Origin of the sequence: Streptomyces sp. NBC_00872, from assembly GCF_045161915.1 — a bacterium.
GTDB lineage: Bacteria > Actinomycetota > Actinomycetes > Streptomycetales > Streptomycetaceae > Streptomyces.
The window spans coordinates 1,957,175-1,980,481 of sequence record NZ_CP108806.1 but is presented as its reverse complement, the minus strand read 5'-3'; the positions used below and the strand labels follow the sequence as shown (position 1 = coordinate 1,980,481).

Here is a 23,307-nt window from a genome sequence, read left to right as displayed (position 1 = left end):
ACATTCGTCGATATGACACGGACGGACCTCCCCTGGCTGCTTCCCTCGGCGATGACCGACCCGCGAGGGCCTGAGCTGCCCGGTGACCGGGGCGCGCCCAGGCCGCGCCGTACCGTGCGCGACTGGGCCGTGGACCTGTCGATGTTCCTTCTCGCGGCCGGTATCGGTCTGCTCGCCCTGGAGTCGAGCGAGCGGGCGGGCAACACCGAGACCGTCGTCCTCCTCGACCTGCTGACGGGTGTGATCGCCTGCTGCGCCCTGTGGGCACGGCGGCGCTGGCCGGTGGGACTGGCCGTCGCGCTGGCCGTGCTCAGCATGCCGGCCCCGGTCATGAGCGGGGCCTCGCTGCTCGCCCTGTTCGGCGTGGCCGTGCACCGGCCGCTGCGGCCCGTCCTGATGGTCGCCGGGCTGATGTTCCTGAGCGGAAGCGTGCAGGCGCTGATACGCCCCGAGCCCGGCGCCTCCGTGGTGGTCTCCGTGATCGCGACCGCCGTCCTCGTTCTGCTGGTGACCGGCTGGGGCATGCTCGTACGGTCCCGGCGCCAGCTCTTCGTCGCCCTGCGTGAGCGGGCGCTACGCGCGGAGGCCGAGGCCGGACTCCGGGCCGAGCAGGCCCAGCGGCTCGCCCGGGAGGCCATCGCCCGGGAGATGCACGATGTGCTCGCCCACCGGCTGACGCTGCTCAGCGTCCACGCGGGCGCCCTCGAATTCCGGCCCGACGCACCGCCGCCCGAGGTCGCCAGGGCCGCCGGTGTGATCAGGGACAGCGCGCACGAGGCCCTCCAGGACCTCCGCATGATCATCGGAGTGCTGCGGGCGCCCGCCGACGAGGGCAACCGGCCGCAGCCCACCCTGGCCACCCTCGACACCCTGGTCGCCGAGTCGCGGGAGGCCGGGATGAAGGTCACCCTCGACAGCCGGGTCGAGGACCCGTCGGCCGTGCCCGCGGCCATCGGCCGCACCGCCTTCCGTATCGCCCAGGAGGGTCTGACCAACGCCAGGAAGCACGCGCCGGGCACCGAGGCCGTCGTCGAGGTGAGCGGCGGAGCGGGCAAGGGACTCACCGTCCAGATACGCAACTCCGCGCCCCGGGGCACGGTCCCCAGGGTGCCCGGATCCGGACAGGGGCTGATCGGGCTGACCGAGCGCGCCGCGCTGGCGGGCGGCCGGTTCGAGCACGGAGCCACCGGCGACGGCGGATTCAGCCTCCGGGCATGGCTACCGTGGACCGCATGACCATACGGCTGATCATCGTCGACGACGACCCGCTGGTCCGCGCCGGACTGACCTTCATGCTCGGCGGCGCCGACGACATCGAGATCGTGGGGGAGGCCTCCGACGGCACCGAGGTCCCGGCCCTGGTCGAACGGACCGCGCCCGATGTGGTGCTGATGGACATCAGGATGCCCGTCCTGGACGGTCTGGCCGCGACCGAGGCGCTGCGCCGCCGCCCGCACGCGCCGGAGGTCCTCGTCCTGACCACCTTCCACGCCGATGAGCAGGTCGTACGGGCGCTGCGCGCGGGAGCCGCCGGCTTTGTCCTCAAGGACACCCCGCCCGCCGACATCGTCACCGCCGTACGGCGGGTGGCGGCCGGGGATCCGGTGCTCTCACCGGCTGTTACACGCCAGTTGATGATCCAGGTGGCGGGGACGGGGGCGGTTCCCGGCGGCCGCAGGGCCCACGCGGCGGACCGGCTCGCCGCCCTCGCGGAGCGGGAGAGGGAGGTCGCGCTCGCCGTCGGCCGGGGCCGGTCCAACGCGGAGATCGCCGCCGAGCTCTATATGAGCGTCCCCACCGTCAAGGCCCATGTCTCCCGCGTCCTGGCCAAACTCGGTCTCAACAACCGTGTCCAGATCGCCCTGTTGGTGCATGACGCGGATCCGGCCATCGGTGATCCCGGCCCGGGGAGCGGCCACGTAGGCTGATCCGATGGCGGTCATCGAACTGGCGGACTACGGCCCGGACTTCAATGTCAACCCCTATCCGTACTACGCGAAGCTGCGCGAGGCGGGGCCCGTGCACGAGGTGGTGGGCCCGGACGGCAACCGCTTCTGGCTGGTCGTCGGGTACGAGGAGGGCCGCTCGGCCCTCGCCGACTCCCGGCTGTCCAAGGCGCCCGCGACCATGGGGTACGAGCCGGGCGACGAGGCGATCATGGGCCCGCACGTACTGACCCTCGACCCGCCGGACCACACCCGGCTGCGGAAGCTGGTCGCCCCCGAGTTCACCCCGCGCCGGGTGGAGGCGCTGCGCCCGCGCGTCCAGCGGATCACCGACGAACTGCTCGACGCGATGGTCCCGGCCGGCCACGCCGACCTCGTGGACGCGCTGGCATTCCCGCTGCCCATCACCGTCATCAGCGAACTGCTCGGGGTGCCGCACGCGGACCGTGACACCTTCCGCGCCTGGACCAACGAGATCGTCGCGCCGACCACCCCCACCGGCCCGCGCGACAACACCATCGCCCTGTGCGCGTATCTCGACGAACTCATCGAGGACAAGCGCTGCTCCGCCCCGGCCGACGATCTGCTCTCCACGCTGCTGCGCACCCGCGCGGAGGACGGCGACCGGCTGTCCGCGGCCGAACTGCGCGCCTGGGCCTATGTGCTGCTCATCGCCGGACACGAGACGACCGTCAATCTGATCTCCAACGCGGTCCGCTCGCTGCTCTCCCATCCCGGTCAACTGGCGGCGCTGCGCGCCGACTTCTCCCTGCTCGACGGGGCGATCGAGGAGACGCTGCGCTACGAGGGACCGGTGGAGACCAGCACCATACGGTTCACCAGGGAGCCCGTCTCGTACGGCGGCACGGAGATCCCGGCCCGGCAGACGGTTCTGGTCGCGCTCGCCTCGGCGGACCGCGACCCCACCCGCTTCCCCGATCCGGACAGCTTCGACATACGCCGCTCGGCGACGCCGGGACGCGGCCCCGCGCATCTCGCCTTCGGGCACGGCATCCACTTCTGCATCGGCGCCCCGCTCGCCCGGCTGGAGGGCCGGATCGCGGTGCGCGCGCTGCTGGAGCGCTGTCCCGGGCTGGCGTTCGACCCGGAGGCGGGCCCGTACGAGTGGCTGCCCGGCATGCTCATCCGCGGAGTGCGCGAGTTGCCGGTGCGCTGGTAGACGCGTCGTAGGCCCGCCCTGTCCGGTCGGCCGGCGCCATGACGGACCGGCCGGACGGGATGCCCGTTCCACCGCACCCCGGACGGGATGCCCGTTCCACCGCACCGGGGGTCCGTCGTGGCCCCGGCGCGGTGGGTCCGTCGTTCGGCCGACGGGATTCCCCTCGGTCTCGGCCGGCGGGGACTCCCCTCGGTCCGCGGGCCGGTCCGCGGAAACCCCTCAGTCCGCGGGGATCTCCGCCAGTGCGACCGGCCGGTGCTCGCGCCGGGACAGCTCGCACGCCTCCGCGATCCGCAGCGCGTGCAGTGCCTCCCTGCCGTCGCACGGATTGTCCAGCTCGCCGTTGACCACCTGGAGGAAGGCGTTCAGCTCCGCCTCGTACGCCGGGGCGAACCGCTCCAGAAAGCCCGGCCATGGGTTGTCGCAGGGCGGCGGGCCCTTCGGCTCGGTCGAGGTGATCGGCGTGCGGTCGTCGAGACCGACCGCGAACTGGTCGCGCTCACCGGCCAGTTCCATCCGTACGTCATAGCCCGCGCCATTGCGCCGGGTGGCCGTGGCGGTCGCGAGCGTCCCGTCGTCGAGGGTGAGCACCGCCGCCGCGGTGTCGATGTCCCCCGCGTCCCGGAACATCCCGGGCCCGCCGTCCGAGCCGGTCGCGTAGACCTCCACCACCTCGCGTCCGGTGACCCAGCGCAGGATGTCGAAGTCATGCACCAGACAGTCGCGGTACAGCCCGCCGGAGAGCGGCAGATACGCGGCGGGCGGCGGCGCGGGGTCGGAGGTGATCGCCCGTACGGTGTGCAGCCGGCCGAGCCGGCCCGACCGTACGAGTTCGCGCGCGGCGCCGTACCCCGCGTCGAAGCGGCGCATGAATCCGATCTGGAGCACCGTGCCCGCCGACTCCACCTCGCGCAGCGCGCCGAGCGTCCCGGCCAGATCGAGGGCGATCGGCTTCTCGCAGAAGGCGGGCAGCCCGGCGCGGGCCGCGCGGCTGATCAGATCGGCGTGGGACGAGGTGGCGGAGGCGATCACCACGGCGTCCACGCCCCAGGTGAACACTTCGTCGACGGAGGGGGCGGCGGTCGACCCCGTACGGTCGGCGACCTCCGCCACCCGTGCGGAATCCGTGTCCGCGACAACCAGGGAGCCGACCTCGCGATGGCGGCTGAGCACGTCCGCGTGAAAGGTGCCGATACGGCCCGTGCCGATGAGTCCGATGCGCATGGCCCCAAAGGTGGCCGTACACCCTCACCATGTCAAGCATTTGTCCTGACAATCTGACCTCACGACTTCCCGTCAACAATCAGTGCGACTACGCTCGGCCCGTGCCTCATCAGCCGAGACCAGCCCAAGCCGGACAGGAGACGCCCGGACCGGAGGCGGAGCACGCCCCGCCGCTCCAGCTCGGCGTCGACCGCACCAGTCCCGTGCCGCTCTACTACCAGCTCTCGCAGCAGTTGGAGGCGGCGATCGAGCGCGGCAGACTGGCCCCCGGCAGCCTGCTGGGCAACGAGATCGAACTCGCCGGGCGGCTCGGGCTCTCCCGTCCCACCGTGCGGCAGGCCATCCAGTCCCTGGTCGACAAGGGACTGCTGGTGCGCCGCCGGGGCGTCGGTACCCAGGTCGTGCACAGCCAGGTCAAGCGCCCGCTGGAGCTGAGCAGCCTCTACGACGATCTGGAGGCGGCGGGTCAGCGCCCGGCCACGCGCGTACTGCGCAACACGGTCGAGCCGGCCACCGCCGAGGTCGCCGCCGCGCTGGGCGTGGCCGAGGGCACGGACGTACAGCTCATCGAGCGGCTGCGGTACGCGCACGACGAGCCGATGGCCCGGCTGCGCAACCATCTGCCGTCCCATCTCATCGACTGCGACACGGAGCGACTGGAGGCCACCGGGCTCTACCGGATGATGCGCTCCGCCGGGATCACCCTGCACAGCGCCCGGCAGACGGTCGGGGCGCGGGCGGCCACCGAGGAGGAGGGCGGACTGCTGGCGGAGCCCGCGGGCGCGCCGCTGCTCACGATGGAACGGACCACGTTCGACGACACCGGGCGGGCCGTGGAGTTCGGTTCGCACATCTACCGGGCGTCGCGGTACGCCTTCGAGTTCCAGCTCCTCGTACGGTCGTAGCGCGGTCGTAGCGCGCCTGTGAGACGTCCGGTGGGACACCCGATGACCACCCGGCGAACGGACATGACCGATACTTGGGCGGCCGGGCCGGATCTGTACGCACCCCGGCCGTACCGAGGACTTCAGCAGAAGGGCACGGCGTCGTGGCAACGGTTCGGACAGGGGTACGCGCGCTGAGCGCGGTGGTGGCGGCGGTGCTCGGGGCCTCGGCCCTCGCCGGATGCAGCAGCACGGGCGGCAAGCGCGCGGAGGAGCGCGCCCAGCGGGCCGCCGCCCAGGGGCGGGCCGCGGTGGACACCCCGAAGTGGACCGTCGCCATGGTCACCCACTCCGGCGACGGCGACACCTTCTGGGACATCGTCCAGCGCGGCGCCGAGCAGGCGGCCGTCAAGGACAACATCGACTTCCTCTACGCGCACAGCGACGAGGGCCAGCAGCAGGCCCAGCTCGTCCAGTCCTACATCGACAAGAAGGTCGACGGGCTCGTCGTCACCCTCGCCAAGCCCGACGCGATGAAGGACGTCGTCGCCAAGGCGGTCAAGGCCGGTATCCCGGTGATCACGGTGAACTCCGGAGCCGAGCAGTCCAAGGCGTTCGGCGCGCTCAGCCACATAGGCCAGGACGAGTCCATAGCGGGCGAGGCCGTCGGCGAGGAACTGGACAGGCGCGGCAGGAAGAAGGCGCTCTGTGTCATCCACGAACAGGGCAACGTCGGCCACGAGCAGCGGTGCGCGGGAGCCAAGAAGGCCTTCGGCGGTCAGCTCCAGAACCTCTATGTCGAGGGTACGAACATGCCGGACGTCCAGGCGTCCATCGAGGCGAAGCTCCAGGCGGACCGGAGCATCGACGCCGTGGTCACCCTCGGCGCGCCCTTCGCGGACGCCGCCGTCAAGGCGAAGGAGACCGCGAACAGCGAGGCGGAGATCGACACCTTCGATCTGAACGCCAAGGTCGCCTCCGCGCTCACGGCCGGGACGCTCGGCTTCGCCGTCGACCAGCAGCCGTATCTCCAGGGGTACGAGGCCGTGGACCTGCTCTGGCTCTACCGCTACAACGCCGATGTGCTCGGCGGCGGGCGACCGGTCCTCACCGGACCGCAGATCGTCACGGAGAAGGACGCCGGGGCGCTGGCGAAGTACACGGAGCGGGGCACCCGATGACCGCGACCGCGCCACCGGTGAACGGCCGGCCGGAGGGGCCGCACAGGACCGGGGGCGGCGACGAGCGTCTGCTCCGCGTCTCCCCGCTGCGTACGCTGCTGGGCCGGCCCGAACTGGGCGCGGCCGTCGGCGCGATCGCCGTCTTCCTCTTCTTCTCGGTCTTCGCGGACTCGTTCCTGAGGGCGTCGAGCCTCGGCACCGTCCTGTACGCGGCCTCCACGATCGGGATCATGGCCGTCCCGGTGGCGCTGCTGATGATCGGCGGAGAGTTCGACCTCTCCGCCGGTGTGATGGTCACCAGCTCCGCGCTGGTCTCCTCGATGTTCAGCTATCAGATGACGGCGAACGTCTGGGTCGGCGTCGGGGTGTCCCTGCTGGTCACCCTGGCCCTCGGGGCCTTCAACGGGGTGATGCTGACCCGTACGAAACTGCCCAGCTTCATCATCACGCTGGGCACCTTCCTGATGCTCACCGGGCTCAATCTCGGACTGACGAAGCTGATCAGCGACACGGTCTCCACCAAGACCATCGCGAACATGGAGGGCTTCCCCTCCGCCAGGAAGCTCTTCGCCTCCCAGCTCACCGTCGGCGATGTCGAGCTGAAGGTGACCATCCTGTGGTGGGCGGCGCTGGTGGCGCTGGCGACCTGGATCCTGCTGCGGACCCGCTTCGGCAACTGGATCTTCGCGGTCGGCGGCAACGCCGAGGCCGCCCGCGCGGTCGGCGTGCCGGTCGCCAGGACCAGGATCGGGCTGTACATGGGCGTGGCCTTCTGCGCCTGGGTCTCCGGGCAGCATCTGCTGTTCTCGTTCGATGTCGTCCAGTCCGGCGAGGGCGTCGGCAACGAGCTGATCTACATCATCGCGGCCGTCATCGGCGGCTGTCTGATCACCGGCGGCTACGGTTCGGCGGTCGGCGCCGCGGTCGGCGCGTTCATCTTCGGCATGACCAGCAAGGGCATCGTCTACGCGGAGTGGAACCCGGACTGGTTCAAGTTCTTCCTCGGAGCGATGCTCCTTCTCGCCACCCTGCTCAACGCGTGGGTGCGCAAGCGTGCGGAGGCGACACGATGACGGCGGACGGCGTGACGGCGGCGGGCGGTGCGCTGGTCGAACTGGTCGACGTCAGTAAGTACTACGGCAATATCCGGGCCCTGGAAGGCGTCTCGCTGGAGGTGCGCGCGGGCGGGATCAGCTGCGTACTGGGCGACAACGGCGCGGGCAAGTCCACCCTGATCAAGATCATCGCCGGGCTGCACCGGCATGACGCGGGGGACTTCCTGATCGACGGCGAGAAGACCGTGCTCGCCTCGCCGCGCGAGGCGCTGGACCGGGGTATCGCCACGGTCTACCAGGACCTCGCCGTCGTGCCGCTGATGCCGGTCTGGCGCAACTTCTTCCTCGGGTCCGAGCCGACGAGGGGAAGCGGTCCCTTCAAGCGGCTCGACGTCGGGCTGATGCGGGAGACGACCCGTGCCGCGCTGCTGCGGATGGGCATCGATCTGCGCGATGTCGACCAGCCGATCGGCACGCTGTCCGGCGGCGAGCGCCAGTGTGTGGCCATCGCCCGCGCCGTCCACTTCGGGGCGAAGGTCCTGGTCCTGGACGAGCCGACCGCGGCCCTCGGCGTGAAGCAGTCGGGTGTGGTGCTCAAATATGTGGCCGCCGCACGTGACGCGGGACTCGGTGTGGTGCTCATCACGCACAACCCGCACCACGCCTTTCTGGTCGGCGACCGGTTCATCATGCTCAAGCGCGGAATCATGTCGGGGAGCCATACCAAGGGCTCGGTCACTCTCGACGAGCTGACGCGTGAGATGGCGGGCGGCTCGGAGCTGGAGGAGCTGAGCCATGAACTGGAGCGCGCCACGGACGGCACCCCTTGACGCCGACACGTCAGCCGACACATCACCCGTCCGCCGATCCGTCCGCGGGGCGGTCCGCGCCGGGCCGCCCAGGTCCGTAGCGACGCCGTACGGCCTTCGTACGGACCCCGTACGGACCCCGTACGAGCGCGCGGCGCCGTGCCGGACCTGACGGCGCCGCCGGGCCGCACCTGACGGGCCGCGCGGCCACCTCACCCGTCCTCACCCGCCCCGGGTGGCACAATCTGCCGGGGCGGACACCGTCCGCCGCCGCTGCCCACCCGGGCCGGCCGGCCCCCGATCCCAGGGACGACACGACCCGTGCGAGCACCCGAACCGCGGCCCGGCCGACACCGGCTCACCCGGCACGCCAGGCCTGAGCCGACGCGTACGAGGGAGTCCGGCCGATGAGCACCTACCGCGACTTCGCCGCCCACCGCGGCTCCGCCCGCGCCACGGTCCTGCGGACCGCGGGCACCCGTGAGCGCCGCTCGCTGCTCACCGCGCCCCGGGTCCCGACCGTCGGTATCGACATCGGCGGTACGAAGGTGATGGCCGGGGTCGTCGACCCCGACGGCAACATCCTGGAGAAGCTCCGCACCGAGACACCGGACAAGTCCAAGAGCCCCCGGGTCGTCGAGGACACCATCGTGGAGCTGGTCCTCGATCTCTCCGACCGCCACGATGTGCACGCCGTCGGCATCGGCGCGGCCGGCTGGGTCGACGCGGACCGCTCCAAGGTGCTCTTCGCGCCGCATCTCGCCTGGCGCGACGAACCCCTCAGGGACGCGCTCTCCGCGCGGCTCGCCGTCCCCGTGATGGTCGACAACGACGCCAACACCGCCGCCTGGGCGGAGTGGCGCTTCGGCGCCGGACGCGGCGAGGACCATCTCGTCATGATCACGCTCGGCACCGGCATCGGCGGCGCCATCCTGGAGGACGGCCGGGTCAAGCGCGGCAAGTACGGGGTCGCCGGCGAGTTCGGCCATATGCAGGTGGTGCCCGGCGGCCACCGCTGCCCCTGCGGCAACCGCGGCTGCTGGGAGCAGTACAGCTCGGGCAACGCGCTCGTACGGGAGGCCAGGGAGCTGGCCGTCGCCGACTCACCGGTCGCGTACAGCATCATCGACCGCGTCAAGGGCAACGTGCAGGACATCACGGGCCCGCTGATCACCGAACTCGCCCGTGAGGGCGACGCCATGTGCGTCGAACTGTTCCAGGACATCGGCCAGTGGCTCGGCGTCGGCATCGCCAATCTCGCCGCCGCCCTCGACCCGTCCTGCTTTGTCATCGGCGGGGGTGTCAGCGCCGCGGACGATCTGCTCATCGGCCCGGCCCGCGATGCCTTCCGCCGTCATCTCACCGGCCGCGGCTACCGCCCCGAGGCCAGGATCGTCAAGGCGGAGCTCGGCCCCGAGGCGGGCATGGTCGGCGCCGCCGATCTCTCCCGGCTGGTGGCCAGACGTTTCCGCCGCGCCAAGCGCCGCCGCGTCGAGCGCCATGAACGGTACGAGCGCTATGCCCAGGCCATCCGCACCGGCCGTACGAGCACGAGCCAGGAACCGCCGTCATGACGCTGTCCCGATCGTTGCCGGCCACGGACGAGACCGGAAAACCGCCGGAGGACCGGCGCCACCGCAACCGCCGCCGCTGGCTGACGGCCGTCGTCATCGTGCTGCTCATCGGTATCCCGGCCGGCTATCTGGTGATCTCCGCAGGACAGAGCCGGGAGAGCGGCCGGGACAAGGAGGCCGAGTCCTCCGCCACCGGACTCCAGCATCTGCGCCCCTCCAAGATGAAGCGCCGGATCTTCGAGGTGCCGATCCCCACCGGAGCCACCCGGGTGCGGTACTTCGAGACGAGCAACTGGAAGACCAGCCGGTTCTACGTGCAGTTCGACGTCACCTCCACCCAACTCGACGCGTTCCTCACCGACATGGGGACCAGCAGGTCCGCGCTCAAGGACGGCGCCATCACGATCGGTCCGCGCGATCTGGAGACCGTCGGCTGGAACTTCGACATCCCCGGCCACGACTGGGCGGGCACCAGCCACCGGCAGAAGGCACCCAGACCCAGCCAGGACGTGGTCGTCGACCTGAGCGAACCGGGCTTCCCACGCGTATTCGTCGTCTCCACCACCACCCCGTGACCGGTCGGTGTTCCGACCCTCTCCAGTGGGAAAATGTGAGATGTGGGAGCGTGAGCGGGTGAGTGAGACGACGACCAAAACCCTGCAATACCGCATGGACGGGCCGGAAGACGCGCCCGTGCTGATCTTGGGGCCCTCTCTCGGTACCACCTGGCACATGTGGGACCGGCAGGTGCCCGAGCTGGCTCGGCAGTGGCGGGTGATCCGCTTCGACCTGCCGGGCCATGGCGGAGCGCCCGCGCACCCCGCGAGCAGCGTCCCCGAACTGGCGGAACGGCTGCTGGCCACGCTCGACGGGCTCGGGGTGCAACGCTTCGGATACGTGGGCTGCTCCATCGCCGGGGCCGTGGGCGCGGAGCTGGCGCTGCGCCGCCCCGACCGGATCGCCTCGCTCGCCGTGGTGGCCGCCTCGCCCCGGTTCGGCACGGCCGACGAGTTCCGCCAGCGCGGGGTGATCGTACGGGCCAACGGTCTGGACCCGATGGCCCGCACCGCGCCCGAGCGCTGGTTCACCGCGCACTTCGCCGCCGCGCAGCCCGCCATCGTGGAATGGGCCGTCCAGATGGTCCGCACCACCGATCCCGGCTGTTACATAGCCGCCTGTGAGGCGCTCGCCGCCTTCGACATCCGCGCGGAGCTGGGCCGTATCACCGTACCGACGCTGGTCCTGGTCGGAGCCGAGGACAAGGTCACCGGGCCGGCCGAGGCCCGCACCCTGGTGGCCGGGATACCGGACGCCCGGCTCGCGCTGGTGCCGGGCGCCTCCCATCTCGCGCCGGTCGAGCAGCCCGCCGCCGTCACGGATCTGCTCGTGCACCACTTCTCCACGGCCTGGTACAACCCGTCCGACACCTCCACCGGTCTGACCGTGCTGCCCGACCGCCCGCTCCAGCCCGTCATCTCCGCGCCGGCGGGACCCGTCGCCGAGATCGCCCCCGCCGCCGAGCAGCCGGAGGCCGTGTCCGACGGGCGCCCCGACCCGTACGAGGCGGGGATGCGGGTGCGCAGACAGGTTCTCGGGGACGCCCATGTGGACCGCGCCATGGCCACCGCCGACGACTTCGCGGCCGACTTCCAGGAGCTGATCACCCGCTATGCCTGGGGCGAGGTGTGGACCAGGCAGGGCCTGGACCGCCGTACCCGCAGCGCGGTGACGCTGACCGCGCTGGTCGCGGGCGGGCACACCGAGGAGCTGGCCTTCCACACCCGGGCCGCGCTGCGCAACGGTCTGACCCCCGCCGAGATCAAGGAGGTGCTGCTCCACTCGGCCGTGTACTGCGGTGTTCCGGCGGCGAACACGGCGTTCCGGGTGGCGCGGACCGTGATCCAGGAGGAGACGACGCCCGAGGCGTAGCAGGATGGAGGAAGGGATCCGCGACGGGGATCCGGCGGCACGAGAACGGACTACGCGAGAGAAGAGGCGGTCACCGGTGAGGCTCACCAAGAAGACACACGCCTGCGTCCGGCTGGAGAAGGACGGACGGACACTTGTCATCGATCCCGGTGGCTACAGCGAGGAGGACGCCGCCGTCGGCGCGGACGTCATCCTCGTCACGCACGAGCACCCCGACCACTTCCACGAGGGCCGGCTGCGGGCGGGTCTGGAGGCCAATCCGGCGGCCGAGCTGTGGACGCTGCGCAGCGTCGCCGAGCAGGTCTCCGCGGCCTTTCCCGGCCGGGTCCACACCGTCGGCCACGGTGACACCTTCTCCGCGGCCGGGTTCGATGTGCGGGTGCACGGCGAGCTGCACGCCGTGATCCATCCGGAGATCCCGCGGATCACCAATGTCGGCTTCCTGGTGGACGGCTCGGTCTTCCACCCCGGCGACGCGCTGACCGTCCCCGACGAGCCGGTCGAGACGCTGATGCTGCCCGTGATGGCGCCCTGGAACAAGGTCTCCGAGGTGATCGATTACGTACGGGAGGTCAAGCCGGGGCGCACGCTCGATGTCCACGACGCCCTGCTGACCGAGCTGGCACGGCCCCTGTACGACACCCTTCTCGGCAATCTGGGCGGCGCCGACCATACGAGGCTCACCCCGGGCGACTCCTTCGAGGTCTGACGCCGGGGCCGGACACGGCCTAGGGGGTCCGGCCCAGGGGTCCGGCGCCGCGACCCGACGCCGACCCCGTCGGGCCGCCGGCCGCCGCCCCCCGGGCCCCCACCTCGCCGGACGCCGACTGTCGGACCCCGCCGATAGGCTGTCCGCATGCGCATCGCGACCTGGAATGTCAATTCGATCACCGCTCGGCTGCCCCGGCTGCTGGCCTGGCTGGAGAGCAGCGGCACGGATGTGCTGTGCGTGCAGGAGACCAAGTGCACCGCCGAGCAGTTCCCCGCCGAGCAGCTCCGTGAGCTGGGTTACGAGTCGGCGGTCAACGCGAACGGGAGATGGAACGGAGTCGCGCTGATCTCCCGGGTCGGTCTGGCGGACATCGTCAAGGGCCTGCCCGACGGTCCCGAGTACGACGGCGTGGAGGAGCCGCGCGCGATCTCCGCGACCTGCGGCCCGGTCCGTCTGTGGTCGGTGTACGTACCCAACGGCCGCGAGGTCGGCCATGACCACTACGCGTACAAGCTGCGCTGGTTCGAGGCGCTGCGGAAGGCCGTGGCGGACGATGCGGCGGGCCCGCGCCCGTTCGCCGTCCTCGGTGACTTCAATGTCGCGCCGGCCGACGAGGACGTCTGGGACATCGCGCTCTTCGAGGGCGCCACGCATGTCACCCCGGCCGAGCGCGCCGCGCTCGCCGCGCTGCGCGAGGAGGGGCTCGCGGATGTGGTGCCCCGTCCGCTCAAGTACGACCGTCCGTTCACCTATTGGGACTACCGTGAGCTGGGATTCCCGAAGAACAGAGGGATGCGCATCGACCTGGTGTACGGCAACGCGCCGTTCGCGGCGGCGGTCAAGGACAGCTATGTCGACCGCGAGGAGCGCAAGGGCAAGGGCGCCTCGGACCACGCCCCGGTCGTCGTGGAGCTGGACATCGTGTAGCTGGACATCCAGCACCGGCGTTCCGCGTGGCCCCATGGTGGTCCGCGCGGGGGAATGGCACTCTGAGCGGTATGAACATTCCTTTTCTGGACAACTGGCGCAAGCGGCATGGTGGTGATCGCGGCACATCGCTCGCCGCCGCCGTCCGCGGTGAGCCGGAGGGCGTGGCCGAGCTGCTCTCCGAGTGCGAGCTGCTCCGTGTCCGGGCGGGCCGGGAGGGTCTTCAACTGGACGACTCCCCGGCCTCGTTGGAAGCGCTCGACCAGCTTCCGCCGCGCTGGCGCGACGATCCGGAAGAGCTGCCCTGGCTGGGCAACGACGCGGGTCTGTATCTCGGCACGGTGATCGTCCGTACCGTCCCCGGCGCGGTCTGGCACATCTGGCCGGGCGGGCACCCCGTGGTGCGTCTGGCGTCGGGACGGGAGATCCCGGTGGTCGAGGCGGGGATCGACTGGGCGGCCACCGGGGCGCCCGAGCTGTCCCAGATGTACGGGGAGGCGGCCGAGGCCTGACCTTGCCCCCCTGATCTCCCGGTGCCCCCTTGATCTCCGGGCTGATTCCCCGGCTGATTCCCCGGTTGATTCCTCGGCTGATCCCCCGGCGCCGCTGTTGGCAGGCGCCTCTTGCGTTAAATATCGCTTATGTCCTATCTGTGCGTGTCGGGTACGAAGTCCCTTGTCCGGCTGGATAGTTTGCGCTGACCTCGACACAGCCGGGAGTGGGGTGGGGCAGCGTATGGCCGTCGGTACGAGAAGGACCCTCACCGCCCTCGTGCTCGCCCCGCTCGTCCTCCTCGCCGCCGGTTCCGGCGCCGGGTGCGGCAGACCGGGCAGTCCGCCCGTCAAGGGCCCGGAGCCAGGCACCCTGCCCCGTTACCGGGTCGACCACACCTTCCGGCTCACCGGCTCCGCCACCTGGACGGCGGCGCGCGAGCGCGGCCATCTCGTCGTCGGCGCCAAGGAGGACCAGCCGTACATGGGCGAGAAGGACCCCGCCGACGGTGTCTACTCCGGCTTCGACATCGAGATCGCCAAGATGATGGCGGCGTCCCTCGGCTTCGGCCCGGCGGCGGTCCGCTTCCGTACGATCGCCTCCGCGAACCGCGAAACCGCCCTCCAGAACGGGCAGATCGACTACTACGTCGGCACCTACACCATCAACGACAAGCGCAAGAGGCTCGTCGGCTTCGCCGGTCCGTACTACATGGCCGGCCAGTCCCTGCTCGTACGGACCGACGAGCACGGCATCGACGGACCGCGCGACCTCGACGGCAGACGCGTCTGCTCGGCCGCGGGCTCCACCCCGTACCAGCGGATCAAGGACGACCACCCGCGTGCCGAACTCGTCGCGTACGACACCTACTCGGTCTGTGTGGACAATCTGCTGACCTTCCAGGTCGACGCCGTCACCAGCGACGACACCATTCTGATGGGCTACGCGGCCAAGGTGCCCGACGCGCTGAAGGTGGTCGGTCGGCCCTTCTCCAGGGAGCCCTACGGCATCGGCGTCCCGCGCGACGACAACGCCCTGCGGTTCGCGCTCGACGATGCCGTCGTGGCGCACGAGAAGAACGGCGACTGGCGGAAGGCGTACGACGCGACCCTCGGGCTCTCCGGCCGTGAGCCCGCCCCCGCCCCCGCCGTCGACCGCTACCCGGCGAACTGAGGGAGCCGGCATGGACGTACTCACCGAGAACTTCTCCCTCTACGGCGAGGGCTTCCTCGGCACGGTCGAGCTGACGGTCTACGCCTCACTGCTCGCCCTGGCCCTGGGGTTCGTGACGGCCTCCTGCCGGGTGGCGCCCGTACGGTCCCTGCGGGCCCTGGGCGCCGTCTGGGTCACCGTGCTCCGCAACACCCCGCTGACCCTCCTCTTCTTCGCGGTCCTGCTGGGTCTGCCGCGGTTCGGGCTCGTGCTGCCGTTCCAGCTCTTCGCCGTCCTCGCCCTCGGCTGCTACACCTCCGCGTTCATCTGCGAGGTGCTGCGCTCGGGCATCAACACCGTGCCCAAGGGGCAGGGCGAGGCGGCCCGCGGCCTCGGGATGACCTTCGGACAGACGCTCGGCGCCGTGATCCTGCCCCAGGCGTTCCGCTCCGTCATCCCGCCCATCGGCTCCACACTGATCGCCCTCGCCAAGAACTCGGCGATCGCGGGCGCGTTCAGCGTCACCGAACTGCTCGGCACCTACAGAACCCTCAACGAGACAGGTTTCAGCATCATCTGGACCTTTGTGTGGATCGGGGCCGGCTATCTGATCATCACGCTCTCCATCAGCGCCCTCTTCCATGTGCTGGAGAAGCGCTGGGGAATCGCCCGGTGAGGCCGGTGAGGTCAGTGAGGCCCACGAGGCCGGTGAACACACCGGGACCGTCGGCCGCACCGGGTCCGGAGCGTGAGGAAAGCGGTACCCGGTCCAGGGCGTCGATGGCCGACTCGACGGCCCTCTACGACATCCCCGGCCCGAGGACCCGCAGGCGCCACCGGCTGTACGGTGTCGTCTCGACGGCCGCCATCGTCGCGCTGCTCGGCTGGGTGCTCCATCTGCTCTTCGCCACCGGCCAGTTCAGCGCCACGAAATGGCGGCCCTTCGAGTACCGGGGCATCCAGGAGCTGTTGCTGCGCGGTCTCGGCAACACCCTTGTGGCATTCGGCTGCGCCGCGGTGCTCTCGCTCGTGCTCGGCGGTGTGCTCGCCTGCGGCCGGCTCTCCGCGCACCGGCCGGTACGGTGGCTCGCCACCGCGCTGGTCGAGTTCTTCCGCGCCATGCCCGTACTGGTGATGATCTTCTTCATCTTCGTGGCGCTCCAGGTGCGGGCCCTGCCCGCGCTGGTGGCCGGTCTGACGCTCTACAACGGCTCCGTGCTCGCCGAGGTGCTCCGTACCGGAGTGAACTCGGTGGAGCGCGGTCAGCGGGAGGCGGCGTACGCGCTCGGCATGCGCAAGACGCAGGTCATGACGTACGTGCTGGTGCCACAGGCGGTCCGCGCCATGCTGCCCACGATCATCAGCCAGTTGGTGGTCGCTCTCAAGGACACATCACTCGGTTATCTCATCACCTATGAGGAGTTCCTCCATGCCGGAAAGCTCATCGCGTCGAATCTCGACTACGATTTGCCGTTCATCCCCGTGGTGATGGTGATTTCACCGATCTACATCGGGATGTGCATGGTGCTCTCGTGGTTCGCCCACCGGCTCGCCGGCCGCCAGCGGCGCGGACCGGGGGCGCGGGCCATGGGCGCGGTCCCGGCCGCACCGGGGACGCTGCCGCCGGACGGGCGGTAGCTCAGGGGCAGTGGCCCGCCCGGCAGCAGCCGGAGATCACTTCTCGGACGGGAAGAAGGTCAGCTGCGTGCCGGTCGGGTGGCGCCCCGCGACGCTCGGCCAGGGGTGCTCCGCCGGAGGTGCTCAGCCTGGGATGCCCGGTCGGCGTGCCCGGTCCACGGTGCTCGCCGTGGTGCTCGCCCGTTGCTCACCCCGCGGGGTCCCGCCGTGCGGCGTTCAGTCCTTGGCGCGGTGCGAGGTGTGGACGACGGGTACGGGCTCCCGGGCCGCCCGGGTCACATCGGCGACCAGCTCCACCACATCGGGGCCGTACGCATGTGAGTTGACCACCTTCAGCAGCAGACAGAACGCGTTGCCGCCGTACTTGCGGGCCAGCTTCTCGTGGTGGCGGGCCAGATACCGCGAGGCGGCCTGGTTGGTGATGGCGCGCTGGCCGCAGAAGAGGAAGACCGGCCGCTCCCCCTCCCCGGCGGTCAGCCGCGCCAGCAGGACATACTCCGCGACACCCGGCTCCGCGCGATAGCGCTCCGAGCCGATCTGGAACGCGCCGCGGTCGGCCTTGGGCTCGGGCTCGGTGTTCACCTTGACGCCCGGCAGCAGCGAGGCGAGGTGCGCGGCCATCCGGCGATTCGACGCGGGGCCGCCCACACAGAACTCCGTACGCTCACCGAACCCCTGGCGCGCGGTGTCGTGCTGGACGATCTCGGCGTGCGCGCCGCAGTCCTTGATCAGGGCGGACAGTTCCAGCAGCGCGAAGACGTCATGGCGGTGGACCGCGCCGTCACCGCCCGCCTCGCGATTGACGACGAGCAGGCACTCCGAATTTCCGGGCAGTCCGAAGAAGGCCTGCTTGCGGCGGAGCCTGCGGCGCCAGAGATAGGTACGGGCGAGCCAGCCCAGGGAGGCGCTGACGCCCGCGGCGACCACACCGAGCACGATGTTGCGTATGTCGTCAGTCATGGGCGCGCATCGTATAGGCATGGCGCGAACATTGTTCGGGACGGTCCTGACGGCACGGGTGCGCTGAAGTTACGCTGCCCGGACTGTTCTTGACTGGAGGTACGGATGCGTCGCTCCGCCGCGCGGAATGTTTCGGTTGTGGCCGCTGCCGTCGCCCTGCTCTCGGCCTGTGCCCAGGCACTGCCGTCATCAGTGGCGACCACACCCCGTCCACCGGAGAAAACGCCGGTGGCGGCGGGATACGGGGGAGCGGTCGCGAGTGTGGACACGGACGCCTCGGCCGTCGGGATCGAGGTGCTCAGACAGGGCGGCAACGCGGTGGACGCGGCCGTGGCCACCGCCGCGGCCCTCGGGGTCACCGAGCCGTACTCCGCGGGCATCGGCGGTGGCGGCTACTTCGTCTACTACGACGCCAAGTCCCGTACGGTGCAGACCATCGACGGACGGGAGACCGCGCCGAGGTCCGCCGACAGCTCGCTCTTCCTGGAGGGCGGCAAGCCGATCCCGTTCGCCGACGCGGTCACCAGCGGCCGGGGCGTCGGCACGCCGGGGACCCCGGCCACCTGGGACACCGCGCTTGACGCGTGGGGGAGCAAGTCGCTCAAGCGCCTGCTCGAACCCGCGGAGCGGCTGGCGAGGAACGGGTTCACCGTCGACGCCACCTTCCGCTCCCAGACCGAGGCCAACCAGGCGCGGTTCGCGGACTTCCCCGCCTCCGCCGAGCTGTTCCTGCCTGGCGGACAGCTCCCGGTGGTCGGATCGGTCTTCAAGAACCCCGATCTCGCCCGCACGTACGCGGAGTTGGGACGCAAGGGCACGGACACGCTCTACCGGGGCGACCTCGCCGACGACATCGTCCGTACGGTGCGCAAGCCCCCCGTCGACCCGGCCGCGACCCGGGTCGTACGGTCGGGCGATCTGACCGCGCGGGACCTGGCCGCGTACCGGACGAAGCGCCAGGCGCCGACGAAGGTCTCCTACCGCGGTCTCGACGTGTACGGCATCGCGCCGTCGTCCTCGGGCGGTACGAGCGTCGGCGAGGCGCTCAACATCCTGGAGCGGACGGATCTTTCACGCGCGACCCAGGCGGGGTATCTGCACCGCTTCATCGAGGCGAGCCGGATCGCGTTCGCGGACCGGGGCCGCTGGCTCGGTGACCCCGCCTTCGAGGACGTACCGACGAAGGGACTGCTGTCCCAGCGCTTCGCGGACTCGCGGGCCTGCCTGATCAAGGACGACGCGGTTCTCAAGAGCCCGCTCGCGCCCGGCGATCCGAGCGATCCCACACCGTGCGCGACCGGCGGGACCGCCGCGCCGACGACATACGAGGGCGAGAACACCACACATCTCACGGCGGCGGACAAGTGGGGCAATGTCGTCGCGTACACCCTGACGATCGAGTCGACGGGCGGCAGCGCGATCACCGTGCCGGACCGTGGCTTCCTGCTCAACAACGAGCTGACCGACTTCTCCTTCGCCCCGGCGAACCCGGCGGTCCACGACCCGAACCTGCCCGGTCCCGGCAAGCGGCCCCGGTCGTCGATCTCCCCGACCATCGTGCTGGACGGACACGCCCGTCCGGTGCTCGCACTCGGCTCGCCGGGCGGCGCGACCATCATCACCACCGTGCTCCAGACCCTGACGGGCCATCTCGACCGTGGTCTGCCGCTGGTCGAGGCGATCGCCGCACCCCGCGCCAGCCAGCGCAACGGGGCGGCGACGGAGCTGGAGCCGGGACTGTGGAACAGCCCGGTGCGCGCGCAACTGGAGGCGATCGGGCACGTGTTCACGCAGAACCCGGAGATCGGCGCGGCGACCGGCGTCCAGCGGCTGCCCGACGGGCGCTGGCTGGCCGCGGCGGAGAAGGTCCGCAGGGGCGGCGGCTCCGCGATGGTGGTGCGTCCGGCGGGAAAGCCGGGTAAGTAGCGGCCGGACCGGTCCGGTTCACTCCCGGTCGCCGTACGGGTGGAAGAACGTACGGCGACCGGGGCGGCCGGTGTCGCGGGGCGGGGCCGCCGGAGGTGTCGCCGGGCGGCTCGCGGGGAATGCCGCCGGGCGGGAGTGCGGGGCAGGGGCGCCGGGGTGCTCAGAGCGCCGTGAGGATCCGCGGGCCGTCATCGGTGATCGCGACCGTGTGCTCCGCGTGGGCGGCCCTGCTGGAGTCCAGGGTGCGGACCGTCCAGCCGTCATGGGCCGTGAAGTGACGGTCCGTACCACTGCCGATGAGCATCGGCTCGATCGCCAGGACCATTCCGTGGCGCAGCGGCAGACCACGCCCCGCGCGCCCCTCGTTGGGCACCCCCGGATCCTCGTGCATCGTGCGGCCCACGCCATGGCCGCCGAAGCCGCCCGGGATGCCGTAGCCGGCCGAGCGGCAGACACGGCCGATCGCATGGGCGATGTCGCCGATGCGGTTGCCCACGACGGCCGCCGCGATCCCCGCCTCCAGCGCCTCGTTCGCCTTGTCGATCAGCCGGAGGTCGTCGGGGCGCGCGCGGCCCACCGTGAAGCTGACCGCCGCGTCGCCCACCCAGCCGTCGAGCACCGCGCCGCAGTCGATACTCACGAGATCGCCGTCGTGCAGCCGGTAGGAGCCGGGGATACCGTGCACGATCGCGTCGTTGACGGACGCGCAGATGACGGCGGGGAAGGGGGTGGGCGCCCAGGCGGGGTGGTAGTCGAGGAAGGGCGAGCCGGCCCCGGCCTCGCGCAGCACGGCGCGCGCGGTCTCGTCGAGGGCGCCCAGTGTGACTCCCACGGCCGCGGCCTCACGTACCGCCGTCAGCGCTTGTGCGACGACCCGGCCCGCGGCGCGCATCGCGTCCAGGGACGCAGCGGTTTTGATCTCCACCATTCCAATAACTATACCGGTCGCCATGGGGCGGGGCATGCTGGTGCGGCGGTATTAGAATGACGAGATGGTACGGAGTCCTCTCACCCCCCAGGAACGCGAGCGCGGCGAGCGGCTCGGCCGTCTGCTCCGCGAGGCGCGCGGCGCGCGCAGCATGGTGGAGGTCGCGGCGGTCGCCGGGCTCTCCGCCGAGACCCTGCGCAAGATCGAGACCGGCCGCGCCCCCACCCCGGCGTTCTTCACCGTGGCCGCGCTGGCGGCCGCGCTGGGCCTCTCGATGGACGAGATCGCCGCGAGCTGCGTCCTCGTACCTGTCTGACCCCGGCCCGCCGCTGACCCCGGCCGGGAGCTGACCCCGACCTGCTGCTGACCCCGGCCGGGAGCTGACCCCGACCTGCTGCTGACCCCGGCCGGGCGCGGGGCCCGGAGCGGCCTTCGCGCGTCGGCCCGGCGGCGGGCGCGCGAACAGCGGTGGAGGAGTGGTTGAAGGGACTACCGGGACAATCCCGTGACGCGTAGTCTCCCGTCCGTGACGATCCTGGACGAGCTAGCCCCCTGCCGCTATGTCAGCCTCACCACCTACCGCAAGGACGGAACGGGTGTCGCCACGCCCGTCTGGCACGCGGTGGAGGGTGGCGAGATGTTCATCTGGACCAGGACGGATTCCTGGAAGGTGAAGCGGATCCGTAACAACGGCCGTGTCGTCGTCGCGGAGTGCGACCTGCGCGGGCGGATCGCCGAGGGCTCGCCGACCGTCGAGGGCACCGCGCGGCTGCTCGACGCGACGGCCACCGACCGGATCAGGAAGATGCTCTCGCGCAAGTACACCTGGCGGTTCTGGGTGGTCGACTGGCCGGCCAGGCTCGTACGGGGCAGCAAGCGTCCCCAGATCGGCATAGTCGTCACCGTCTGAGCGCCGCCGGGGAGGTCTCCGGGGCCGCCGCGAAGAGCTCCGGGGAAGCGCCCCGGACAAGGGTCCGCACCGCGCCGGAAAACAGCCCGTAGCCGTCCTGTAACACGACTGAGGTCGAATGCCTGCGGACTGAAGGGTTCCCTTCGGCAGGGCAGGGACGGGGCAGCGATGGCGGTGCGACAACTCCCGGCGGAGATCGGGGCGTTCGCGAGGTACTTAAGGGATCTCACGTCGCTCCTCGACCCGGGTGGCGGCTGGTACGGAGTCTTCCGCCAGCGCGACCCGGAGGGCCTGCGCGCCTGCTTCGACGGTACCGAGATCCCGCCCTGGGACGTGGTGGACTCACTGCTCCAGGACTTCGCGGCGGGGCGGGACCCTGAGGAGACGGCACGCGAGGGCGTACGGGCGCGGCGCCTGCACGCGGCCTCGGCCGCCACGTACGACCGGCTGCCCGGGGGCGGCGAGGCCCTCTCCGAGCGGCTTCAGCTCATGCTGCGCGAGCAGGCGTACCTGGCGAACCGGGCCGAGGAGCTGACACGGCTGCTCCGTACGGCGCCGCCGGACACACCCCAGACCCAGGAGCTCACCCATGAGCTGGCCTGGACCCGTGACGATCACGCGCGCGCGACGGCGCGCTGCGCCGAACTGCGCGCCCGTCTCGCCGCCCTGACCACGCCGGGCCGCGCCACCACGACGGGGCGCCCGCTGGCTCCGGAGGGCTGGTTCCGCGCCGAGGAGCCCTCGGTCTTCGACCGCCCGGCCGCGACGGCCCGGGGGAGCGCGGACGGCGGACCTGCCGTAGCCGATGCCTCCATGGCTGACGGACCGTCAAACGCCCCTCGTGCCAAGGACGTTCCGCAGTGGGTCGAGGGCGGCGCACAGGCCGAGGGCGGCGCACGGGACGCGGCCACGGCGGAGACCGCGCCGCCCGCCACCGCGAAGGAGAGCGCGAAGGAGGCCGCGAAGGAGGCCGCGAAGGAGAAGAAGCGCGCCTCCGCGGCCCGGCGCAAGCCGCGCGGCGCGCGCTTCGCCGGGCTCGATGTCGAGGAGGACACCGAGGCCCAGCCCGCGCCCGTCGTGTCCGCGCCGCCGCCCGCCGCCCCCGCCACCCCACGTGGCGCCCGCTTCGGCGGTGTGCCCGCCGCGCCCGCCCCGGCCGCGCCCGTACCCGCGCACTCGGCGGAGGACCGGCGCGCCGCCGCCGAGCTCGTCGCCACGCTGACCGGACTGCGCGCCGACGGCCGCAGCGGGGAGGCGCATGTCGTGCTCTGCGAAGCCGCGGGCCGGCCCCCCGAGCAGCTGCCCCTGCTCGCCGCCGAACTGCACCGCGCCGGGCTCGGCGCCGACTGGGCCGAGTTGCTCTGGGAAGCGGCCTTCCTGCCCCCCGCCCAGCTCGCCGCCGCCGCCGGGGCGCTCTCCTCGGCGGGCCGGGACGACGACTGCCGCCAGCTGCTCCTCCAGGGCGCCTCCCGCCCTGCCGGGGAGATCACCGACGCCGTGCTCGCCCTCGGCGGGGCGGGCCGTCCGCACGAGGCGAGAGCGCTGCTCAGCGCCTTCGTACAGGTCCGTGCCCCTGAGGACGCCGTGCTCGTTGCCGCGCCCGACCCGCACCGGCTCGTCCCGCAGCTCATCGACGCCGCCCGCGCGGTCTCCGCGTCCCGTGAGCGCGATGTCGTCCACGCCCTCAGAGTGGCGGGGATCGCGGACGCCTGACCGGCCCGTCAAGAGCCTGGTCAGACCCGAATCGCCCGATGTCGACCGCTCGGGTGTGAAACTTGATCGACTCTGCGGGTTAACGACGATGGTCTTGCCCCAGTGTGGGACGGGGCTTACGTTCTCCTCCTACGCATCCCATCTACGGGCGTAGAGCTATCGCCGCC

The 23,307-nt window shown here is 71.4% G+C and carries 23 protein-coding genes; 20 read left to right on the top strand and 3 right to left on the bottom strand.

The window, feature by feature from the left end:
• The first annotated feature begins 12 nt into the window (after positions 1–12).
• From OG214_RS08500 to OG214_RS08490, 3 genes are read left to right on the top strand one after another with little or no spacing between them, the layout of a single operon-like run.
• Entirely contained in the window at positions 13–1,236 is a 1,224-nt protein-coding gene (locus OG214_RS08500) for a sensor histidine kinase (protein ID WP_405984375.1), read from the top strand.
• Positions 1,233–1,928 (top strand): response regulator, encoded by a 696-nt coding sequence (locus OG214_RS08495; RefSeq protein WP_405984374.1) that lies wholly within the window; start codon positions 1,233–1,235, stop codon positions 1,926–1,928. The genes OG214_RS08500 and OG214_RS08495 overlap by 4 nt, the downstream gene beginning before the upstream one ends.
• A 4-nt stretch (positions 1,929–1,932) precedes the next feature.
• On the top strand, positions 1,933–3,126 hold the full coding sequence (locus OG214_RS08490; RefSeq protein WP_382851617.1) for a cytochrome P450: 1,194 nt from the start codon (positions 1,933–1,935) through the stop codon (positions 3,124–3,126).
• A gap of 219 nt (positions 3,127–3,345) precedes the next feature.
• Here the strand turns inward: OG214_RS08490 and OG214_RS08485 are convergent, their stop codons facing one another.
• The gene (locus OG214_RS08485) at positions 3,346–4,350 is read right to left on the bottom strand and encodes a Gfo/Idh/MocA family oxidoreductase (RefSeq protein ID WP_363082549.1); all 1,005 of its coding nucleotides are present in this window, start codon (positions 4,348–4,350) and stop codon (positions 3,346–3,348) included.
• Between the two features lie 101 nt (positions 4,351–4,451).
• Between OG214_RS08485 and OG214_RS08480 the strand changes: the two genes are divergently transcribed.
• From OG214_RS08480 to OG214_RS08420, 13 genes are all read left to right on the top strand, one after another.
• Positions 4,452–5,255 (top strand): GntR family transcriptional regulator, encoded by an 804-nt coding sequence (locus OG214_RS08480; protein WP_363082548.1) that lies wholly within the window; start codon positions 4,452–4,454, stop codon positions 5,253–5,255.
• Between the two features lie 143 nt (positions 5,256–5,398).
• Positions 5,399–6,415, top strand: a complete 1,017-nt coding sequence (locus OG214_RS08475) for a sugar ABC transporter substrate-binding protein (RefSeq protein WP_363082547.1) — start codon at positions 5,399–5,401, stop codon at positions 6,413–6,415.
• Complete coding sequence (locus OG214_RS08470) at positions 6,412–7,488, top strand: ABC transporter permease (protein ID WP_405984373.1); 1,077 nt, start codon at positions 6,412–6,414, stop codon at positions 7,486–7,488. Before OG214_RS08475 ends, OG214_RS08470 begins: the two co-directional genes overlap by 4 nt.
• Entirely contained in the window at positions 7,485–8,300 is an 816-nt protein-coding gene (locus OG214_RS08465; RefSeq protein WP_405984372.1) for an ATP-binding cassette domain-containing protein, read from the top strand. Before OG214_RS08470 ends, OG214_RS08465 begins: the two co-directional genes overlap by 4 nt.
• A gap of 386 nt (positions 8,301–8,686) precedes the next feature.
• On the top strand, positions 8,687–9,853 hold the full coding sequence (locus tag OG214_RS08460) for an ROK family glucokinase (RefSeq protein ID WP_363082544.1): 1,167 nt from the start codon (positions 8,687–8,689) through the stop codon (positions 9,851–9,853).
• Positions 9,850–10,428: a hypothetical protein gene (locus OG214_RS08455; RefSeq protein ID WP_363082543.1), complete on the top strand. Its 579-nt coding sequence runs from the start codon at positions 9,850–9,852 to the stop codon at positions 10,426–10,428. Before OG214_RS08460 ends, OG214_RS08455 begins: the two co-directional genes overlap by 4 nt.
• Before the next feature lie 58 nt (positions 10,429–10,486).
• Positions 10,487–11,782: a 4-carboxymuconolactone decarboxylase gene (gene pcaC / locus OG214_RS08450; RefSeq protein ID WP_363084363.1), complete on the top strand. Its 1,296-nt coding sequence runs from the start codon at positions 10,487–10,489 to the stop codon at positions 11,780–11,782.
• 76 nt (positions 11,783–11,858) lie between these two features.
• Positions 11,859–12,491 carry an MBL fold metallo-hydrolase gene (locus OG214_RS08445; RefSeq protein WP_382851629.1) on the top strand — a complete coding sequence of 211 codons (633 nt, stop codon included), beginning with the start codon at positions 11,859–11,861 and terminating at the stop codon, positions 12,489–12,491.
• 147 nt (positions 12,492–12,638) lie between these two features.
• Positions 12,639–13,421, top strand: a complete 783-nt coding sequence (locus tag OG214_RS08440) for an exodeoxyribonuclease III (RefSeq protein ID WP_382851631.1) — start codon at positions 12,639–12,641, stop codon at positions 13,419–13,421.
• A 71-nt stretch (positions 13,422–13,492) separates the two neighbouring features.
• Positions 13,493–13,933, top strand: a complete 441-nt coding sequence (locus OG214_RS08435) for a DUF6278 family protein (RefSeq protein ID WP_363084366.1) — start codon at positions 13,493–13,495, stop codon at positions 13,931–13,933.
• 223 nt (positions 13,934–14,156) lie between these two features.
• Positions 14,157–15,086: a glutamate ABC transporter substrate-binding protein gene (locus OG214_RS08430; RefSeq protein WP_363084367.1), complete on the top strand. Its 930-nt coding sequence runs from the start codon at positions 14,157–14,159 to the stop codon at positions 15,084–15,086.
• A 10-nt stretch (positions 15,087–15,096) separates the two neighbouring features.
• Positions 15,097–15,741 carry an amino acid ABC transporter permease gene (locus OG214_RS08425; RefSeq protein ID WP_363084368.1) on the top strand — a complete coding sequence of 215 codons (645 nt, stop codon included), beginning with the start codon at positions 15,097–15,099 and terminating at the stop codon, positions 15,739–15,741.
• 104 nt (positions 15,742–15,845) lie between these two features.
• Complete coding sequence (locus OG214_RS08420; RefSeq protein WP_363084369.1) at positions 15,846–16,703, top strand: amino acid ABC transporter permease; 858 nt, start codon at positions 15,846–15,848, stop codon at positions 16,701–16,703.
• Between the two features lie 216 nt (positions 16,704–16,919).
• Here the strand turns inward: OG214_RS08420 and OG214_RS08415 are convergent, their stop codons facing one another.
• Complete coding sequence (locus OG214_RS08415) at positions 16,920–17,663, bottom strand: hypothetical protein (protein ID WP_405984371.1); 744 nt, start codon at positions 17,661–17,663, stop codon at positions 16,920–16,922.
• Between the two features lie 105 nt (positions 17,664–17,768).
• On the opposite strand from OG214_RS08415, the gene ggt reads away from it, so the two are divergent.
• Positions 17,769–19,589, top strand: coding sequence for a gamma-glutamyltransferase (gene ggt / locus OG214_RS08410; protein ID WP_405984370.1), 1,821 nt, complete (start codon positions 17,769–17,771; stop codon positions 19,587–19,589).
• A gap of 160 nt (positions 19,590–19,749) precedes the next feature.
• Here ggt and map read toward each other — a convergent pair whose 3' ends face one another.
• Positions 19,750–20,517 (bottom strand): type I methionyl aminopeptidase, encoded by a 768-nt coding sequence (gene map, locus OG214_RS08405; RefSeq protein WP_405984369.1) that lies wholly within the window; start codon positions 20,515–20,517, stop codon positions 19,750–19,752.
• Positions 20,518–20,581: 64 nt separating this feature from the next.
• Between map and OG214_RS08400 the strand changes: the two genes are divergently transcribed.
• From OG214_RS08400 to OG214_RS08390, 3 genes are all read left to right on the top strand, one after another.
• Positions 20,582–20,833: a helix-turn-helix transcriptional regulator gene (locus OG214_RS08400; protein ID WP_365901696.1), complete on the top strand. Its 252-nt coding sequence runs from the start codon at positions 20,582–20,584 to the stop codon at positions 20,831–20,833.
• Between the two features lie 216 nt (positions 20,834–21,049).
• Positions 21,050–21,427 carry a PPOX class F420-dependent oxidoreductase gene (locus tag OG214_RS08395; RefSeq protein WP_363085294.1) on the top strand — a complete coding sequence of 126 codons (378 nt, stop codon included), beginning with the start codon at positions 21,050–21,052 and terminating at the stop codon, positions 21,425–21,427.
• Between the two features lie 168 nt (positions 21,428–21,595).
• Positions 21,596–23,140 (top strand): hypothetical protein, encoded by a 1,545-nt coding sequence (locus tag OG214_RS08390; protein ID WP_405984368.1) that lies wholly within the window; start codon positions 21,596–21,598, stop codon positions 23,138–23,140.
• The last annotated feature ends 167 nt before the right edge of the window (positions 23,141–23,307 follow it).

Excerpts from the sequence above, each read along its gene's own strand:
- OG214_RS08420 (WP_363084369.1), top strand. The coding sequence starts at position 15,846 with ATGGCCGACTCGACGGCCCTCTACGACATCCCCGGCCCGAGGACCCGC.
- OG214_RS08460 (WP_363082544.1), top strand. The coding sequence starts at position 8,687 with ATGAGCACCTACCGCGACTTCGCCGCCCACCGCGGCTCCGCCCGCGCC.
- OG214_RS08465 (WP_405984372.1), top strand. The coding sequence starts at position 7,485 with ATGACGGCGGACGGCGTGACGGCGGCGGGCGGTGCGCTGGTCGAACTG.
- OG214_RS08485 (WP_363082549.1), bottom strand. The coding sequence starts at position 4,350 with ATGCGCATCGGACTCATCGGCACGGGCCGTATCGGCACCTTTCACGCG.
- OG214_RS08500 (WP_405984375.1), top strand. The coding sequence starts at position 13 with ATGACACGGACGGACCTCCCCTGGCTGCTTCCCTCGGCGATGACCGAC.
- OG214_RS08490 (WP_382851617.1), top strand. The coding sequence starts at position 1,933 with ATGGCGGTCATCGAACTGGCGGACTACGGCCCGGACTTCAATGTCAAC.
- OG214_RS08430 (WP_363084367.1), top strand. The coding sequence starts at position 14,157 with ATGGCCGTCGGTACGAGAAGGACCCTCACCGCCCTCGTGCTCGCCCCG.
- map (WP_405984369.1), bottom strand. The coding sequence starts at position 20,517 with ATGGTGGAGATCAAAACCGCTGCGTCCCTGGACGCGATGCGCGCCGCG.
- ggt (WP_405984370.1), top strand. The coding sequence starts at position 17,769 with ATGCGTCGCTCCGCCGCGCGGAATGTTTCGGTTGTGGCCGCTGCCGTC.
- OG214_RS08435 (WP_363084366.1), top strand. The coding sequence starts at position 13,493 with ATGAACATTCCTTTTCTGGACAACTGGCGCAAGCGGCATGGTGGTGAT.
- OG214_RS08425 (WP_363084368.1), top strand. The coding sequence starts at position 15,097 with ATGGACGTACTCACCGAGAACTTCTCCCTCTACGGCGAGGGCTTCCTC.
- OG214_RS08455 (WP_363082543.1), top strand. The coding sequence starts at position 9,850 with ATGACGCTGTCCCGATCGTTGCCGGCCACGGACGAGACCGGAAAACCG.
- OG214_RS08495 (WP_405984374.1), top strand. The coding sequence starts at position 1,233 with ATGACCATACGGCTGATCATCGTCGACGACGACCCGCTGGTCCGCGCC.
- OG214_RS08390 (WP_405984368.1), top strand. The coding sequence starts at position 21,596 with ATGGCGGTGCGACAACTCCCGGCGGAGATCGGGGCGTTCGCGAGGTAC.
- OG214_RS08440 (WP_382851631.1), top strand. The coding sequence starts at position 12,639 with ATGCGCATCGCGACCTGGAATGTCAATTCGATCACCGCTCGGCTGCCC.
- OG214_RS08400 (WP_365901696.1), top strand. The coding sequence starts at position 20,582 with ATGGTACGGAGTCCTCTCACCCCCCAGGAACGCGAGCGCGGCGAGCGG.
- OG214_RS08470 (WP_405984373.1), top strand. The coding sequence starts at position 6,412 with ATGACCGCGACCGCGCCACCGGTGAACGGCCGGCCGGAGGGGCCGCAC.
- OG214_RS08415 (WP_405984371.1), bottom strand. The coding sequence starts at position 17,663 with ATGACTGACGACATACGCAACATCGTGCTCGGTGTGGTCGCCGCGGGC.